The 15367-nt window shown below is 66.6% G+C and carries 17 protein-coding genes; 8 read left to right on the top strand and 9 right to left on the bottom strand.

Going from position 1 to position 15367, the window contains the following annotated elements; translation table 11 throughout:
- Positions 1-29: 29 nt before the first annotated feature.
- The gene (locus tag WG921_RS13945; RefSeq protein WP_340109854.1) at positions 30-686 is read right to left on the bottom strand and encodes a DsbA family protein; all 657 of its coding nucleotides are present in this window, start codon (positions 684-686) and stop codon (positions 30-32) included.
- Positions 683-1255 carry a DUF721 domain-containing protein gene (locus WG921_RS13940; protein ID WP_340109853.1) on the bottom strand — a complete coding sequence of 191 codons (573 nt, stop codon included), beginning with the start codon at positions 1253-1255 and terminating at the stop codon, positions 683-685. The genes WG921_RS13945 and WG921_RS13940 overlap by 4 nt, the downstream gene beginning before the upstream one ends.
- A 93-nt stretch (positions 1256-1348) precedes the next feature.
- On the opposite strand from WG921_RS13940, the gene mutY reads away from it, so the two are divergent.
- On the top strand, positions 1349-2389 hold the full coding sequence (gene mutY / locus WG921_RS13935; RefSeq protein ID WP_340109852.1) for an A/G-specific adenine glycosylase: 1041 nt from the start codon (positions 1349-1351) through the stop codon (positions 2387-2389).
- A 25-nt stretch (positions 2390-2414) separates the two neighbouring features.
- Here mutY and WG921_RS13930 read toward each other — a convergent pair whose 3' ends face one another.
- Both WG921_RS13930 and WG921_RS13925 read right to left on the bottom strand, forming a co-directional pair.
- Positions 2415-3506: a site-specific DNA-methyltransferase gene (locus tag WG921_RS13930; RefSeq protein WP_413788591.1), complete on the bottom strand. Its 1092-nt coding sequence runs from the start codon at positions 3504-3506 to the stop codon at positions 2415-2417.
- An 80-nt stretch (positions 3507-3586) separates the two neighbouring features.
- Positions 3587-4210 (bottom strand): ribonuclease HII, encoded by a 624-nt coding sequence (locus WG921_RS13925; RefSeq protein WP_340109850.1) that lies wholly within the window; start codon positions 4208-4210, stop codon positions 3587-3589.
- A gap of 86 nt (positions 4211-4296) precedes the next feature.
- Here WG921_RS13925 and WG921_RS13920 point away from each other — a divergent pair, with 86 nt between their 5' ends.
- From WG921_RS13920 to WG921_RS13905, 4 genes are read left to right on the top strand one after another with little or no spacing between them, the layout of a single operon-like run.
- Entirely contained in the window at positions 4297-5067 is a 771-nt protein-coding gene (locus WG921_RS13920) for a (Fe-S)-binding protein (RefSeq protein ID WP_340109849.1), read from the top strand.
- On the top strand, positions 5064-6503 hold the full coding sequence (locus tag WG921_RS13915; protein ID WP_340109848.1) for a LutB/LldF family L-lactate oxidation iron-sulfur protein: 1440 nt from the start codon (positions 5064-5066) through the stop codon (positions 6501-6503). Before WG921_RS13920 ends, WG921_RS13915 begins: the two co-directional genes overlap by 4 nt.
- Positions 6500-7168, top strand: a complete 669-nt coding sequence (locus tag WG921_RS13910) for a LutC/YkgG family protein (RefSeq protein WP_340109847.1) — start codon at positions 6500-6502, stop codon at positions 7166-7168. Before WG921_RS13915 ends, WG921_RS13910 begins: the two co-directional genes overlap by 4 nt.
- 42 nt (positions 7169-7210) lie before the next feature.
- Complete coding sequence (locus WG921_RS13905) at positions 7211-7825, top strand: LolA family protein (RefSeq protein ID WP_340109846.1); 615 nt, start codon at positions 7211-7213, stop codon at positions 7823-7825.
- A 32-nt stretch (positions 7826-7857) separates the two neighbouring features.
- On the opposite strand, the gene WG921_RS13900 is transcribed toward WG921_RS13905, so the two are convergent.
- Both WG921_RS13900 and WG921_RS13895 read right to left on the bottom strand, forming a co-directional pair.
- Positions 7858-8649 carry an exodeoxyribonuclease III gene (locus WG921_RS13900; protein ID WP_340109845.1) on the bottom strand — a complete coding sequence of 264 codons (792 nt, stop codon included), beginning with the start codon at positions 8647-8649 and terminating at the stop codon, positions 7858-7860.
- Between the two features lie 246 nt (positions 8650-8895).
- Positions 8896-9582, bottom strand: a complete 687-nt coding sequence (locus tag WG921_RS13895) for a response regulator transcription factor (RefSeq protein ID WP_340109844.1) — start codon at positions 9580-9582, stop codon at positions 8896-8898.
- A gap of 181 nt (positions 9583-9763) precedes the next feature.
- Between WG921_RS13895 and ribA the strand changes: the two genes are divergently transcribed.
- Both ribA and WG921_RS13885 read left to right on the top strand, forming a co-directional pair.
- Positions 9764-10861: a GTP cyclohydrolase II gene (gene ribA, locus WG921_RS13890; RefSeq protein ID WP_340109843.1), complete on the top strand. Its 1098-nt coding sequence runs from the start codon at positions 9764-9766 to the stop codon at positions 10859-10861.
- Positions 10862-10920: 59 nt separating this feature from the next.
- Entirely contained in the window at positions 10921-11403 is a 483-nt protein-coding gene (locus WG921_RS13885) for a L,D-transpeptidase family protein (protein WP_340109842.1), read from the top strand.
- On the opposite strand, the gene WG921_RS13880 is transcribed toward WG921_RS13885, so the two are convergent.
- The 3 genes from WG921_RS13880 to WG921_RS13870 all read right to left on the bottom strand — a co-directional run bounded on the left by WG921_RS13880 (position 11355) and on the right by WG921_RS13870 (position 14523).
- Positions 11355-12008, bottom strand: a complete 654-nt coding sequence (locus WG921_RS13880) for a YggS family pyridoxal phosphate-dependent enzyme (RefSeq protein ID WP_340109841.1) — start codon at positions 12006-12008, stop codon at positions 11355-11357. The two genes, WG921_RS13885 and WG921_RS13880, sit on opposite strands and share 49 nt — an antisense overlap.
- Before the next feature lie 83 nt (positions 12009-12091).
- Positions 12092-13057, bottom strand: coding sequence for a porin (locus WG921_RS13875; protein ID WP_340109840.1), 966 nt, complete (start codon positions 13055-13057; stop codon positions 12092-12094).
- Between the two features lie 467 nt (positions 13058-13524).
- Complete coding sequence (locus tag WG921_RS13870) at positions 13525-14523, bottom strand: porin (protein WP_340109839.1); 999 nt, start codon at positions 14521-14523, stop codon at positions 13525-13527.
- A 311-nt stretch (positions 14524-14834) separates the two neighbouring features.
- Here WG921_RS13870 and WG921_RS13865 point away from each other — a divergent pair, with 311 nt between their 5' ends.
- The gene (locus tag WG921_RS13865; protein WP_340109838.1) at positions 14835-15356 is read left to right on the top strand and encodes a DUF3576 domain-containing protein; all 522 of its coding nucleotides are present in this window, start codon (positions 14835-14837) and stop codon (positions 15354-15356) included.
- Positions 15357-15367 lie beyond the last annotated feature (11 nt).

Here is a 15367-nt window from a genome sequence, read left to right as displayed (position 1 = left end):
AGGCGGCGGCCAGGGCCGCCGCGCAATCATCAGAGAAATTTCTCGATCTCTTCCGACATCGCCGCCGCCGACACCGCGCCGGAGACACGCTCCCCATTGATGAAGAAAGTCGGGGTGGAGCGCACCTCGTCCTTTTCAGTGTTGGTCTGGAAATCGGTCACCATCTGCTCGAGAAGCGCCTGATCGGTGAGACAGGCGTTCATCCTGTCGTTGGAAAGTCCGGCGAGGCGGCCGATCTTCATCATCTCGTCGAGGATCGGCTGAGCATTCTGGGTCTCGTTGAAGGCCCTGACATGGTCGAGATACCAGGTTTGCTGGCGGTCGAGGAACATGCTGGTCAAACGGTAATAGCCCATGTCGCCGCCGCAACGCGCGATCATGCCCGCCCAGAGGCCGAACTGATCGAAATAGACCTCGCGAAGGATGAACCTCACCTTGCCGGTGTCGATATAGTTCCTCTTGATTTCAGAAAAGGAGTTCACGTGGAAATTCGCGCAGTGCGGGCAGGTCAGCGAGGCGTATTCGATGATCGTCACCGGCGCCGCTTCGTCCCCCAGCGCCACGTCGCCAAGCGCGTAACCCTTGTCTTCGGTCTCCTGCGCGCCGGCGGGCGCCGCCGCCATCAGGGCGAAACTCGCGCCGAGCGCGAGCGCGCCGCGCCTTGTGGGGAGGGCGGGGTCTTTCATTCGGAGCTCCTTTTCGGGTCATTCGTGTTCTGGCCGGCCGCGGCGGTCCGCGCGGCCTTCGCTCTGATGTTGGCGCCGAGACGCGCCAGCGCCAGCGCGAGATCGGGATCCTCGATGCCGGGGATCGGCGCGGGCGGCGCGGCCGCCTCCGCCTCCAAAGCGCCTGTCGGCCCTCCGGGCGAGGCGTTCATCAGCGGCGCGCGCGACTGGTCGATGCGGATTCGCGACACGGCGCGGTAACCGTAGAAGGCGTTGACCCGCTCGATGATCCGCGCCTTCTCCATCTCCACCTCGGGGGCGCGCGCGCCCTCCGCGGTGAGCACCAGCACCGCGCCAAGGCCGCCGCGTTCGCGATAGGTCACCTTCATCGGCCGGCAGATCGCCGCGAGGGACTCGCCCACAATCGCACGCCATTCGGTCAGCAGGCGAAGCTCGGCGAAGCCGCGGCGCGCGCCGCTGGACTTCAGAGCGCCCGGGGCGAGATCGCCCGCGCGCAAGAACCCCCTGGCGCGCCGGTCGGACGCGCGGGGCTTGCGTCGCCCGGCGGGTTCTGGTGTCTCCTTCGTCATGAGGTCTGTCTCGCATATCGGATCGCGAAAGAGGAGCGCAGATTTCGCCGCGGCGCCGGCCGGCGTGGTTCACTATTGCGTGAAACAGCGCGGATGAGCGGCGTCGCCGGAGATCTGCTGGCCTGGTACGACGCCAACGCCCGCGTCCTCCCATGGCGCGCGCCGCCCGGCGCGGGGCCTGCCGACCCATACCGGGTCTGGCTTTCCGAAATCATGCTGCAGCAAACCACCGTCGCCGCCGCGGCGCCCTATTTCATGCGTTTCACCGCGCTCTGGCCCGATATCCACGCGCTCGCGGCCGCCCCGCGCGAATCCGTGCTCTCGGAATGGGCGGGGCTCGGCTATTATGCGCGCGCGCGCAATCTTCACGCCTGCGCGGGCGTCGTCGTCGACGCGCATGGCGGACGATTCCCGGACCGGATCGAGGATCTTCTGGCGCTGCCGGGCGTCGGCCCCTACACGGCGGCCGCCATCGCCGCGATCGCGTTCGATCGGCCGGTCGCCGCGATCGACGGCAATGTCGAGAGGGTGATGGCGCGCCTTCACGCGATCGAGACGCCGCTCCCCGCCGCGAAGCCCGCGATACGAAACGCCGTGGAGGCGTTGGTTCCGCGGCGCCGCGCCGGCGATTTCGCGCAGGCGCTGATGGATCTGGGGGCGACGATCTGCGCGCCCAAGACGCCGCGCTGCGATCTTTGCCCGCTCAGCCCGGCTTGCGCGGCGCGGCGCGCCGGGATTGCGGCGGACCTGCCGCGAAAAAGCCCGAAAAAGCCGAAGCCGGCGCGGGCGAGCGTGGTCTACGCGCATTTTCGGCCCGATGGCGCGCTTTTGATGGAGACGCGCCCCGACAAGGGCCTGCTCGGCGGCATGCTGGGCCTGCCCGGCCCCGCCTGGAGCCCGACCCCGCCGACGGCGGCCGAGATCGAGGCGGCGGCGCCCGGCGCGGCGGAATGGACGCGGGCGCCCCGGGAGGCGCGCCATGTCTTCACGCATTTCACCCTGTCGCTTGCGGTGCTGGTCGCCGAAGGACCGGCGCTGGATGGATCATACATGGCCTATGACGCCGCGCGCCGCGCCGCGCCGACGGTGATGCGCAAGGCGATGGAGATCGCCCGCGCGAGCCTTCCCCGCTGACCGATCCTTTCCGGGGTGCCGCGCGTCAGACGGTCAGCTCGGCCCTGATCTGCTGGCGAAGCACATCGATCGGCACCCGCTGGCCATCGCGGCGAAAGTGCCAGTAGGTCCAGCCGTTGCAACTCGGCGCGCCTTCGACGGCGGCCCCGACCTGATGGATCGAGCCGACGGCGTCGGCGCTGATCAGCGTGCCGTCGGCCCGAACCCGGGCGCGGTGGCGGCCATTCACGCTTTCCAGAACTTCGCCCGGCTCCAGCATCCGGCGCTCAACCACGCGGCCAAAGGGAACCCGGGGCTCCTTGCGTTTGGAGGCGGTGACGGTCAGCGCCTCGGTCCCGGCGGGAACGACATTGGCGATACGGGCGCGGGCGGCCTCGCGATAGGCGTGCTCGCGCTCGATGCCGATCCAGCGGCGGCCAAGCCGCTTCGCCACGGCGCCGGTGGAGCCTGTGCCGAAGAACGGATCGAGCACGACATCGCCCGGCTCGGTCGAGGCGATGAGAATCCGATGCAAAAGCCCTTCTGGCTTTTGCGTCGGGTGGACCTTCTGGCCGTCGGCGGTCTTCAGCCTTTCGTGGCCGGAGCAGATCGGCATCTCCCAGTCGGAGCGCATCTGCACGCCGTCATTCAGCGCTTTGAGCGCGTCATAGTTGAAGCAGTATTTCGACTGTTCGGAACGCGCGGCCCAGATCAGGGTCTCATGCGCGTTGGTCAGCCGCTTGCCGCGAAAGTTCGGCATCGGGTTGGTCTTCCGCCAGACGACGTCGTTCAGGATCCAGTAGCCGAGATCCTGCACCGCCGCGCCGACGCGAAAGATGTTGTGATAGGAGCCGATGACCCAGAGCGCGCCGTTCGGCTTCAAGAGCCGGCGCGCCGCCGAAAGCCACTCGCGGGTGAAGCGATCATAGGCCGCGAAGCCGTCAAACTGGTCCCATGCGTCATCCACGGCGTCGACGCGGGAATTGTCAGGCCGGTGAAGCTCGCCCCTGAGTTGCAGGTTGTAGGGCGGATCGGCGAAGATCAGATCGACGGACGCCGCCGGCAAGGCGTTCATCGCGGCCACGCAGTCCCCCGCGATTATAGTGTCGAACGGCGCCGCCGCGGGTTCGGTCTTCATCCTGATCATGTCCAAGCCTCGAATCATCTTGCGAGGCCAAGATGATTCAAGCCTTGACTCTGGTCAATAAGTATTTCGAATCAAGGTGTTATTTGGTCTTCTTGATACACCATATAGTAGATGGGCCGGAAGCTCCGCCGATGATGTGGTGTCACCCCATGCGCCTCCAGAGCCGATCGATGCGCGGGGACGCCATAGCCCGCGTTCCGCTCCCAGCCATATTCCGGATAGCGGAGGGCGAGATCGGCCATGATCCGGTCCCGCGTCACCTTCGCGGCGATGGAGGCCGCCGCGATGGAAAGCGAGCGGCCGTCGCCGCGAACGATCGCGCGGGCGGGGCAGGGCAGATCCGGCGGGATCCGGTTCCCGTCGATCAGCGCGAAGCCCGCGGCGCGCGGCAGAGCGCCGAGCGCACGCGCCATGGCGAGATCCGCCGCGCGGAGAATGTTCAGCCGGTCGATCTCCGCGACGGTGGCGACGCCGACGCCGATCTCCGCGACAGAGCTGAGCGCGGCGAACAGCGCTTCGCGCTTCCGGGCGCTGAGTTTTTTCGAATCGTTCAGCCCCGACGGCGCGGTCGCGGGGTCCAGAATCACCGCGGCCGCGACCACCGGCCCCGCCCAGGGGCCGCGCCCGGCCTCGTCGACCCCGGCGACGGGACCGAAGGGCGCGGCGCGCTCAAAACTGAAATCAGGGCTCTCCATGCCCGTTTCTAACCCGCCCGCGCGATTTCGTCATGGAAAACCATGTCCCGGTTTCGTAAGCCGAAGAGAAGGAAGAGGAAGCATGAATGGCCATACCCACTCAGCCGCGCGTCGGTCTTTTCGTCACCTGCCTCGTGGACATGTTCCGACCCACGATCGGCTTCGCCGCCGTCGCGCTTCTGACTGAGGCGGGATGCCAGGTCGAGGTTCCGGAGGCCCAGACCTGCTGCGGGCAGCCGGCCTACAACACCGGCGACCGGACCACGACGCGGCGGGTCGCGAAAGCGGTCATCGCGGCTTTCGAAGGCTACGATTACGTGGTCGGCCCTTCCGGAAGCTGCATGGCCATGATCGCGAAGGACTATCCAACCCTTTTTGAGGACGAACCGGAATGGGCGGCCCGCGCGCGCGCGCTGGCGGAAAAATCCTACGAGATCACCGCCTTTCTCGTCGACGTCATGCGGTTCACGCCGACGGACATGAAGTTCGAAGGGCGCGCGACCTATCATGACAGCTGCGCCGGCCTGCGCGGCGTTGGCGTTCACGACCAGCCCCGCGCGCTGCTTTCGATGGTGGAGGGGCTGGAGTTGGTGGAGATGAAGGATCCCAATGTCTGCTGCGGCTTCGGCGGCACGTTCTGCGTCAAGATGCCTGAAATCTCCAACAAGATGGTCGCCGACAAGACCGCGGACATCGCCGCGACCGGGGCGGACACCCTGCTCGCGGGCGATCTCGGCTGCCTGATGAACATGGCCGGAAAATTGACGCGCGAGGGCCGCCCTGTGAAGGCCCGCCACGTGATCGAGGTCCTGGCCGGGATGGCGGACCGGCCGGCGATCGGGGAGAGCGATTCATGAGCATGCACGAGCCGACGGTCCGGAACTTCAAGGCCAACACCCACGCCGCCCTCGCGGACCCGAATCTGCAGAAGGCGATGCGCGCCACAGGCGCCGGCTTCGTGGACAAGCGCGCCGTCGCGCGGGCCGGCGTCCCCGAGTTCGACCGGATTCGCGACGCGGCGCGCGACCTGAAGAACCATGTTCTCGACCATCTCGATCTCTATCTCGAAACCTACGAGGAGCAGGTCGCCGCCGCCGGCGGCCATGTCCACTGGGCGGAAACGGCGGAGGACATGCGGCGCATCGTCCTCGAGATCTGCCGCAGCGTGGACGCGAAGACCGTCAACAAGGGCAAGACGATGATTTCGGAGGAGGCCGGGGTCAACGCCTTCCTCGAAGAGAACGGGATCACGCCGATCGAAACCGATCTTGGCGAATACATCATCCAGCTTCGCGGCGAAGGGCCGAGCCACATCATCGCCCCGGCGATCCATGTGACCACCGACGAGGTGGAGACCCTGTTTCGGGAGAAGCACGCCGATCTGCCGAAGGACCGCGATCTCTCCGAGCTCTCCTCCATGCTCTCCGAGGCGCGGACGATCCTGCGGCGGAAATATTTCGAGGCCGAGGTCGGGATCACCGGCGCCAACATGTTGATCGCGGAGACCGGGCAGTCTGTGATCGTCACCAATGAGGGCAACGGCGATCTCTCCCAATCCTTGCCGAAGGTCCATATCGTTCTCGCGTCGATCGAGAAGATCGTGCCGACGCCCGAGGACGCGGCCACGGTGCTCAGGGTTCTGGCGCGCTCGGCGACCGGACAGGACATGTCGGTCTACACCACCTTTTCCTCCGGTCCGCGCCGCGCGGAGGACCTGGACGGGCCGGAGGAATATCACGTCATCCTGCTGGACAACGGCCGGAGCGAGATGATCGGCACGGACTTTCAGGACATGCTCCGCTGCATTCGTTGCGGCGCATGCATGAACCATTGCCCAGTCTATCAGGCGGTCGGCGGCCACGCCTACGGCTGGGTCTATCCAGGACCGATGGGCGCGGTTCTGACCCCCGCCCTGATCGGCGTGGAGGAAGGCGGCATGCTGCCGAACGCGTCCACCTTCTGCGGACGCTGCGAAGAGGTCTGCCCGATGCGGATTCCGCTGCCGAAGATGATGCGCCACTGGCGGGAGCGGGAGTTCGAACGCAAGCTGTCGCCCGGCGCGGCGCGCTACGGGCTCGCGCTCTGGGCCTATTTCGTGGAGCGGCCCCGGCTCTATCGCATCGGAACGCGGGCGGGGATGGCGCTTCTCAGACTTTTCGGCGGCAAGACGCGGCGGTTCCGGCGCCTGCCTCTCGCCGGCGGCTGGACCGATCATCGCGATTTCCCCGCGCCGGAGGGCAAGACCTTCATGGCGGCCTGGCGCGACGCCGAGCGGGCGAGGGCTGCGGAATGAGCGCGCGCGACCGGATTCTGAACCGCATCCGAAGCCGCGCCGCCGGCGCTGACGAAGCCGCCCGCAAGGCGGCCGTCGCGGCCCGGCTTGCGGCGCGCGGCGGAGACGGCCCCCGCCCCAGCCAGAGCCGGAGCGAGGGCGCCGCGAGGGTCGAGCAATTCATCGCCAGGGCGGAGGCGGCGGACGCGACGGTGAGCCGCATCGCTTCGCTGGCCGATCTGCCCGCCGCGCTCTCGGACGCGTTGCGTCAGCGCAATCTTGGCCAGAGCGTTCGCATGGGCGCCGACCCCGCGCTCGCCGCTCTCGACTGGGGCGGGATCGAGACCAGCGTCGGCGTCGGCCGGCTGGAGGAGCCGGCGACGCTCTCCATCGCGCCCTACGGCCTCGCCGAGACCGGGACGCTCGCCCTCTGCTCCGGGCCGGACAACCCGGTGACGCTGACCTTCCTTGGCGAGACCCACTTCGTCGCCCTTCGCGCGTCGGACATCCACGCAGGCTTCGAAGACCTCTTCGCGGCGCACCGGGCCTCGGGGCGGGACCCGCGCACGTTGAATTTCGTCACCGGCCCGTCGCGCTCCGCGGATATCGGCCAGAAGCTGCAACTCGGGGCGCACGGCCCGGTCGCGCTTCATGTGTTTTTGATCGAAGAGCCGCCCGCCGCGTGAGCGGGCCTGTTTTTCGCTGCGAATCGCGTCTATATGGTCTTGATGAACAGACGAGATCTCCTTACCGCCGCTCTCGCCCTGCCGCTTCTCGGCCTCGGGGCGCCCGCCGACGCGAACGACGCCCGGGAGCTGGCGCGCATTTCAGCCTATCTCAACGCCATCGGCACGCTGGAGGGGGATTTCGTCCAGATCGACCCTGATGGAATCCTGTCCGAGGGGCGGTTCTACATGTCGCGGCCCGGGCGGATCCGGTTCGAATACAATGAGCCGAATCCTGCGCTGGTGATCTCTGACGGCGTCTGGGTCTCCGTCGTCGACAAGCGATACGACAAGGTCGACCGCTACCCGCTGAGCGAAACGCCGCTGAATCTGATCCTCAAGAAGGATATTGATCTCGCGCGTGAGGGCGCGGTCGAAGGCGTCGAGGTCTCCGACGGCCAGATGCGGGTTCGCGCGCACGATCCCGAGTACCCGGAGCGGGGCTCCATCACCATGATCTTCGGCGCCAATCCGCTTGAGCTTCGTCAATGGATCATCGACGACGCGCAGGGCGGCGCGACCACGGTCGCGTTGAGCGAAGTGCGCTCCAACGTGACCATTCCGGCGGCGAAATTCGTCATTCCAAACAAGGGAACCGACGGCCCCATCGACAGATAGCCGCGGCCCGCCGCTCGCCCCCCCCCGGAATTTCAGATATCAAACGTCGCGAAGACCGGCGCGTGATCGGACGGCTTCTCCCAGCCGCGCGCGGCGCGAAGAATGCGTGAGCCGCCGGCGCCCGGCCGGGGCGCGATGTCGGCCGTCGCCCAGACATGATCGAGCCTCCGGCCCTTGTCGGCCGCGTCCCAGTCCTTCGCGCGATAGGACCACCAGCTATAGAGCAGACCCTCGTCGAGATCGCCGCGCGTGACATCGGTCCAGCCCCTTGCGGCGCGGGCGCGCTCGAACGCCTCCACCTCGATCGGGGTGTGGCTGACGACCTTCAAAAGCTGCTTATGCGACCAGACGTCATCCTCGCGCGGCGCGATGTTGAGGTCGCCGACGAGAATCGCCGGCGCTTTCTCCGCTTCGCCCCAGCGCGTGAGATCATCAATGAAGCTGAGCTTGTGCGCGAATTTCTCGTTCACTGCGGGATCCGGCACATCGCCGCCCGCCGGGAGATACACGTTATGAATCTCCACACCGCTCTTCAGCCGACCGACGGCATGACGCGCATCGCCCTTTCCGCCAAAATTCTGCGGATCGAGCGGCTCAAGCGGCAGCCTCGATATGATCGCGACGCCGTTATAGCCCTTGTCGCCGCGTGCGATCATCGTCTCATAGCCAAGCGCCGCGAACCCTTCGCGCGGGATCTTGTCCACCGGGGATTTCGTTTCCTGAAGGCAGAGGATATCCGGCGCCTCCTCCCGCAAAAGCCGCAGAACGAGCCCCTCGCGCAAGCGAACGGAATTGATGTTCCAGGTGCAGATGGTGACAGCCATGCGTTCTCCCCTCCAAGCGCCTGCGATCATGGCCGTGGGGGGCGCGTCACTCAAGGGGTCGGAAATGAAAAGCGCCCGGCGAGAGGGGGGTCGCCGGGCGCTCGCCTCTGTTTCAAGGCGCTCCGGCGCCGAGGGTCAGCCCGGAGAGTGGGATCGAAGCGCGATAAATATGCGCCTCGCCCTCCACCAGAGATGGTGAGCGCCCGGCGGCGGCGCAAGCCCGCCGCCGGTGCGCGCACGAAAATGTCAGGACGCGAGCCGATAACCGCCGCTCTCCGTCACCAGAAGCCGCGCGTTCGAAGGCTCAGGCTCGATCTTCTGGCGAAGCCGGTAAATATGCGTCTCCAGCGTATGCGTTGTGACGCCGGCGTTATACCCCCACACCTCATGCAAGAGCACATCGCGCGCGACGACCTGATCGGAGGCGCGGTAGAGAAACTTCAGGATATTGGTTTCCTTCTCGGTCAGACGAATTTTCCGGCCCGCCTCGTCGGTCAACATCTTGATGGCCGGACGGAAACTATAGGGGCCGATCGTGAAGATCGCGTCTTCCGACTGCTCATGCTGCCGAAGCTGGGCGCGAATCCGGGCGAGAAGGACCGGAAACTTGAATGGTTTCGCAATGTAATCGTTCGCGCCCGCATCCAGCCCGAGGATCGTATCGCTGTCGCTGTCATGCCCGGTCAGCATGATGACGGGGCAGCGGACGCCCCCCTTGCGGAGCAGGCGGCAGACCTCCCGTCCGTCCATGTCCGGCAGGCCGACGTCCAGGATCACCAGATCATGCGGCTGCGTCTTTGAGCGGGCGACGCCGTCCGCGCCGGTTTCCGCCTCGAATACATCGAAATCCTCGGTCAGGACGAGTTGATCGGCGAGCGCCTCACGCAGATCGGGATCGTCGTCGATCAGCAGAATCTTTTTCTGAGTCGCCATTGCAGCTCTCCGATATCGCCGGCGCGTCTGCGCGGGCCCTTGCACCGGATTTCGCCCGACATGCCGCGTTAATCAAGCCGGCTGGCCGACCATTCACGGACCTGTCAGTCTGGCCGCGGGATTGTTTCAACTCGCGTGGGGTCTGATATAGGAGGAGCGAGCGAACTATGGCGGACCGCAGATGCTGAGCCTCTCCCCGGAAGAAACGATCGCCCGCGCGCGGGGAGATCTCAGAATCGGCGCGCCGGTCATCGTCATCGATGACGAGTCCGCCGCCATTGTCGTCGCGCCGGAGGCCTTGAGCTCCGCCCGCCTCGCCGCCCTTCGCGCGCGCGCCAGGGATGGCGTCGACCTGGTCGTGACCCGCCGGCGGGCCGAGACGTTGAAAGCCCGCGCATATGACGACGATCTGGCGCGTATCCGCCTGCCGGCGGATTTCGGCCTGGAGGAGATTCAGGCGACGGCGGACCCCGCGCTCGCGCTGGCGCGCCCGCTGCTCGGGCCATATCACACGCGGCGGGGCGGCGCGGTCGGAGCCGAGCGGATGGCGCTCCGGCTTGCGAAATCCGCGCGGTTGCTGCCCGCCGTCATCGCCGTGTCGATTCCCCCTTCCGAGGCGCGGGAATTGGCGGCGACCGAGCGGTTGACGGTGGTCGACGCCGAGACGATGCGGACGGCGGCGGCGGCGGCGATCAGGCTGACGAAGGTTTCCACCGGCAAGGTGCCGCTCGCTGTCGCCACGGACGCGCGCGTTCACGTCTGGCGGCCCGCGAGCGGCGAAGAGGAGCATTACGCGGTCGAGATCGGGCAGCCGGATCGCGCCCTTCCCGTGCTTTCACGGCTGCATTCGGCCTGTTTCACCGGCGATCTGATCGGTTCGCTGAAATGCGATTGCGGCCCGCAGCTTCACGCCGCGCTCGACCAGATCGGGGCCGAGGGGGCCGGCGTTCTCCTGTATCTCAATCAGGAAGGGCGTGGGATCGGCCTCGCGAACAAGATGCGGGCCTACCACCTGCAGGACGAGGGGTTCGACACCGTCGAAGCGAATCATCGGCTCGGCTTCGAGGATGACGAACGGGATTTTCGGATCGGAGCCGAGATCCTCCGCGCGATGGGTTTTTCAGCGGTGCGGCTGATGACCAATAATCCGCGAAAGGTCCTGGCGATGGAGGCGGAGGGGCTCCGTGTGGCGCAGCGCGTCCCTCTCATCGTCGGCCAGACCGCCCATAATGTTCGATACCTCGCCACGAAAGCGAAAAAGAGCGGGCATCTGCTTTGAAGCCCGGCGCCGCGGATCTCGTCATCGGGCGCTGGGGCGCAAGATTTCGGGGGCGGACGATGCCGTGCGCGATCGGCCGCGGCGGAATTTCCGTGCAAAAGCGGGAAGGCGACGGGGTGACGCCGATCGGCGCGTTCCGCATTGTCGGGGGGATGTACCGGCCGGATCGGATCGCGCGGCCCGCCGGCCCCTCGTTGAGCCCCGCCGGCCTCCGGGACACCTGGTCGGACGATCCTTCCGACCCGGCCTATAACCAGCTCGGGCGCGGTGGAGCGACCGGGTTCAGCCACGAGAGGATGCGCCGCGCGGACCCGCTCTATGATCTCGTTCTCTTCACCGACCACAATCAGCCGCCGACGCCCGGCGCCGGCAGCGCCATTTTCGTCCATCTCTGGCGCGCCCCGCGGACACCCACCGCAGGCTGCGTCGCGTTTCGCAAGGCGGATCTTCTCTGGATCTGGGCGCGATGGGCGCCCTGCTCACGGCTTGTGGTTCAGGGGTGGTCGCGGTCGCCGAAAATCGCCGAGCCGACGCGAAGATAGGTCGCGCCCATGCGCGCCGCGATCTCGAAATCGGCGCTCATGCCCATGGACAGCTCGGCGAGACCGTTCCGCGCGGCGATCTTGCCAAGAAGCGCGAAATGGAGCGCAGGGTCCTCGTCAACGGGCGGAATCACCATCAGGCCGGCGATCGGCAGGTCCATGGACCGGCATTCGGCAATAAACGAATCGGCCTCATCGGGGATGACGCCGGATTTCTGCGGCTCTTCCCCGGTATTCACCTGAACGAAGAGCATCGGGCAGGCGCCTCGCGCTTGAACCGCCTTCGCCAGCTTTTTCGCGAGACTGAGCCGGTCCAGCGACTGGATCGCGTCGAAAAGCTCCAGGGTCTGCTTGATCTTGTTGCTCTGCAGCGGGCCGAGAAGATGAAGCTCAACGCCGGGATACCGCTCACGGAAGGCGGGCCATTTGCCGGCGGCCTCCTGCACTCGGTTCTCTCCGAAGAGTCGATGCCCGGCTTCGAGCACCGCTTCCACCCGATCCAGAGGTTGTTGTTTGGAAACGGCGATCAAGCGCGCGGCGCCGGCCGTGCGGTTCGCATCGGCGAGAGCGGCGTTGATACGTGATTCTACCAGAGCAAGCGTCATGCCGGCCTTCTACGCCGTAGTGCGGACGGCGCAAAGAGAAAGAGCGGGCCGTGGCCCGCTCTTCCCCGTGTTTCGTTCCGAGATCAGAACCGGAGGCCGATGATCGCCACGCCACCGATATCGTTGTCGCCGAAATCATTCTCGGCCCACTCGATACCAGTCGAGACGCTCACGCCCGGCGCCACGGCGTAGGTGACCCAGCCGGTGCCGAGGTGGACGCCGGTGGTGTTCGCCTCAGAATAGCCAGCACCGATGGTCCACGGACCAGTCTGGTACTGCGCGCCGAGGCCCCAATCGTTGCCGCGGGTGTCGTCGTCGTAGAAGCCGCGAACGCCGAAGCCGGAGAAGGACACGCCGCCGGCGACGCCGAGGTCGTTGAAGCCCGCGCCGAAGCGGCCTTCCTGCTCGTAGTAGCCAACGCCGATGTCGACGCCGAAGTCGCCGAAGTCGCCGATGTAGTTCGCTGCGATCGCCCAAGCCTCGTCGACATTGTCGTCGAACTGGAAGTTGTTCGTGTCGCCCGCGCCGTCAGCCGAGTTGCTCGGGATATACGACGCGCCAGCCTGGAAGCCGGCGATCCGCGGCGTGTAGTAGTGGATGCCGACCGGGTCGGTTCCGTTGCCGATGGTGGCCGAGCCCGTCTTGCCAGCGCCGGTGATGCCGAACTGGTCATAGTAGCCGATGTGCGCGCCCTGAGCCGAGAACGCCGCGAGCGAGCCGGCGACATTGTAGGCCGCGTCGTTGTTGCCGCCGATCACGAGGCGACCGAACGAGCCGTCGACATAGACGTAGTTTTCATCGATCTGGTCGCCGTTCTGCGACCACGCCTCGAGCTGAACCACGGTGCCGAAGGTGATGCCGTTGTCGGCGATCAGCTTGGCGTTGAGGTAGACCTCGCCGTCACGCAGCACGCCAACGCCGTCCGCGGCGCTGTCATTGTCGGTCAGGCCAACGCCCGCGAACATGTAGCCGCCGACGCCCGTCTCCCACTCCGCGGCCGAGGCGACGGAAGCGAAGCCCGCGGCGACGACGAGAGCGGAGGAAGTCATTAGAAACTTTTTCATTGTGTCCCTCACAGTTTCAAGCGCTTGCCGCGCCCGTGAGCAGGAAGCCCGTTCGCGACCCGCTAGTAACGTGGGAATGGGCCAGAAGTCGCAACTGGTCAAGCTGGTTCAGGCGGCGCCCGACCCGGGACGGGCAACTGCGCGCGCAACCGTGTTTTTTACGCAACAGGCGGGTGCGGCGTGCAACTGGCGTCGCGCGAGGGGCGGGGGCGGCGACAGCGAGAGGCGCCCCCGCGCCGGGTTCACGCTCTCCAGCGCCGAACACATATCCGGTCCCGACGGGCGGATCGAGGGATGATGTGTTTGAGCGGGGATATCCATTGCTCGCGGCAAACGCCGAGGCGTTATGCGCCAAGCGTCACGGGCGCGGAGGATGGACGTCCCTGCAAACGTGACGCGGTTGATCGAAGGAGCGGGCGGCGGCCCGCTCCTTCTCATGTCTGGTTCCGAGATCAGAACTTCAGGCCGAGGATCACCGCGCCGCCGATGTCCTCGGCGGTTCCCCGCTCGGCCCATTCGACGGCGCTCGAGACGGACACGCCCGGCGCCACGTCATAGGTGACCCAGGTCGTGGCGATGTCGACATCCTTGACGTTCGACTCGGAATAGCCGCCGGCGATGGTCCAGGGGCCGGTCTGGTACTGCACGCCGGCGCCCCACTCGTCGCCGCGGCTGTCATCGTCGTAATAGCCGCGAACCCCGAAGCCCGAGTAGGTGACGCCGCCGGCGAATCCGAGGCTGTCGTAGCCGGTGCCGCCCGGGCCGGACCGGCCCTCACGGTTGAAATAGCCGACGCCGCCATCGACGCTGAAATCGCCGAAATCGCCGTAATAGTTCGCCGCGACCGCCCAGGCCTCGTCGACATTGTCGTCAAACTGGAAGTTGTTCGTATCGCCGACGCCATCAGCGGACTTGCTCGGGATGTACGACGCGCCGACCTGGACGCCGAAGAGGCGCGGCGAATAGTAATGGATGCCGACGGCGTCCGTAGTATCGCCGCCGATGAGGCCGGAGCTCGCGCCCGCGCCGCTGGCGGCGCCGGTGATGCCGAACTGATCCTGGTAGCCGATATGGACGCCCTGGGCCCCGAACGCGGCGAGCGACGAGATCATCACGTAGGCGGCGTCGTCATTGCCGCCGATTTCAACGCGGCCGAACCCACCTTCCACGAAGAGAATGTTATCGTCGATCTGGTCGCTACCCTGCGACCACGCCTCGAGCTCAACATGGACGCCGAAGGTGACGCCGTTGTCGGCGGTCAGCCTGCTATCGAAATGGACCTCGCCGTCACGCAGCACGCCGACGCCATCGGCGTCATTGTCATTGTCCGTCAGGGCGACGCCCGCAAACATGTAACCGCCGACTGTGGTTTCCCATTCCGCGGCCGTTGCGCCGGAAGCGAAGCCCGCGGCGACCACCAGCGCGGACGAGGTCTGTAGAAATTTTTTCATTGAACCCTCTACAGTTTCGGGCGCTCTCCGCGCCCACGGACGGGACGCCTTTCGCACCCCCTAACAGAACGCGAATGCGACAGCGGCCGCACCCGGTCAAGGCGACCTCGGCGCCGTCCACGCAACTGTGCGCAAATGTGTTCGCGCGCGCGCGATATTCTCACGCGCTCGCGAGCCGCCCGCACCGGGATTCTCACGCGCAAGCGAGCCGCCCGCGCTGGGCGCAAGGCTGGGGGCGCGGCGCCGGGCCGGGCTTTGACTTTCCGGCGCCGAACGAATAATCGGTCGCGATGGTCATAGTGGACGGTGACATGCTGAAGCGTAGATATCCATGGTTCGCGGTGATCGCGGTCGCGTTTCTCGTCGGCTGCTCAGGCTCGCAGCGCGCGGATGTGCCTGTCGACGCCAGGGAATCGCTCGGGGGCGGTTTCGGCACTTATAATATGTCGAAAGTAGGCGACATCTTCGAATTCAACGAGTCCACCGGCGCGACGGGAGACGGCCTGACCCCGGTCAATCGCTATCTCTGGCGCGCTTCGCTCGATACGCTGGCGTACCTGCCGCTGGCCTCGACCGACCCGTTCACCGGGGTCGTCGCCACCGACTGGGCGACCGCCCCGGCGACCCCCGACGAGCGGTTCAAGGTCACGGCCTATGTGAAAAGCCCCACCCTCGCCGCCACGTCGCTCCAGGTCGCGGTGTACCGCGAGGTTCGAGGCGACGACGGCGCATGGGCGACGGCGCCCGTCGCGGGAACGACGGCGCGCCAGCTCGAGGACGCGATCCTGCTCCGGGCCCGTCAGCTCAAGATCGAAGAGCGTGAAGCCGGTTGACGACCGGAGCG

The sequence above is a fragment of the Paludibacillus litoralis genome (assembly GCF_037646705.1).
Classification (GTDB): domain Bacteria; phylum Pseudomonadota; class Alphaproteobacteria; order Rhodobacterales; family Rhodobacteraceae; genus Pikeienuella; species Pikeienuella litoralis.
This window is presented reverse-complemented; position numbering and strand designations above follow the sequence as displayed.

Excerpts from the sequence above, each read along its gene's own strand:
- WG921_RS13875 (WP_340109840.1), bottom strand. The coding sequence starts at position 13,057 with ATGACTTCCTCCGCTCTCGTCGTCGCCGCGGGCTTCGCTTCCGTCGCC.
- WG921_RS13910 (WP_340109847.1), top strand. The coding sequence starts at position 6,500 with ATGAGCGCGCGCGACCGGATTCTGAACCGCATCCGAAGCCGCGCCGCC.
- WG921_RS13930 (WP_413788591.1), bottom strand. The coding sequence starts at position 3,506 with ATGAAGACCGAACCCGCGGCGGCGCCGTTCGACACTATAATCGCGGGG.
- WG921_RS13895 (WP_340109844.1), bottom strand. The coding sequence starts at position 9,582 with ATGGCGACTCAGAAAAAGATTCTGCTGATCGACGACGATCCCGATCTG.
- WG921_RS13940 (WP_340109853.1), bottom strand. The coding sequence starts at position 1,255 with ATGACGAAGGAGACACCAGAACCCGCCGGGCGACGCAAGCCCCGCGCG.
- WG921_RS13865 (WP_340109838.1), top strand. The coding sequence starts at position 14,835 with ATGCTGAAGCGTAGATATCCATGGTTCGCGGTGATCGCGGTCGCGTTT.
- WG921_RS13925 (WP_340109850.1), bottom strand. The coding sequence starts at position 4,210 with ATGGAGAGCCCTGATTTCAGTTTTGAGCGCGCCGCGCCCTTCGGTCCC.
- WG921_RS13885 (WP_340109842.1), top strand. The coding sequence starts at position 10,921 with ATGCCGTGCGCGATCGGCCGCGGCGGAATTTCCGTGCAAAAGCGGGAA.
- mutY (WP_340109852.1), top strand. The coding sequence starts at position 1,349 with ATGAGCGGCGTCGCCGGAGATCTGCTGGCCTGGTACGACGCCAACGCC.
- WG921_RS13905 (WP_340109846.1), top strand. The coding sequence starts at position 7,211 with ATGAACAGACGAGATCTCCTTACCGCCGCTCTCGCCCTGCCGCTTCTC.
- WG921_RS13920 (WP_340109849.1), top strand. The coding sequence starts at position 4,297 with ATGGCCATACCCACTCAGCCGCGCGTCGGTCTTTTCGTCACCTGCCTC.
- WG921_RS13945 (WP_340109854.1), bottom strand. The coding sequence starts at position 686 with ATGAAAGACCCCGCCCTCCCCACAAGGCGCGGCGCGCTCGCGCTCGGC.
- WG921_RS13900 (WP_340109845.1), bottom strand. The coding sequence starts at position 8,649 with ATGGCTGTCACCATCTGCACCTGGAACATCAATTCCGTTCGCTTGCGC.
- WG921_RS13880 (WP_340109841.1), bottom strand. The coding sequence starts at position 12,008 with ATGACGCTTGCTCTGGTAGAATCACGTATCAACGCCGCTCTCGCCGAT.
- ribA (WP_340109843.1), top strand. The coding sequence starts at position 9,764 with ATGCTGAGCCTCTCCCCGGAAGAAACGATCGCCCGCGCGCGGGGAGAT.
- WG921_RS13915 (WP_340109848.1), top strand. The coding sequence starts at position 5,064 with ATGAGCATGCACGAGCCGACGGTCCGGAACTTCAAGGCCAACACCCAC.
- WG921_RS13870 (WP_340109839.1), bottom strand. The coding sequence starts at position 14,523 with ATGAAAAAATTTCTACAGACCTCGTCCGCGCTGGTGGTCGCCGCGGGC.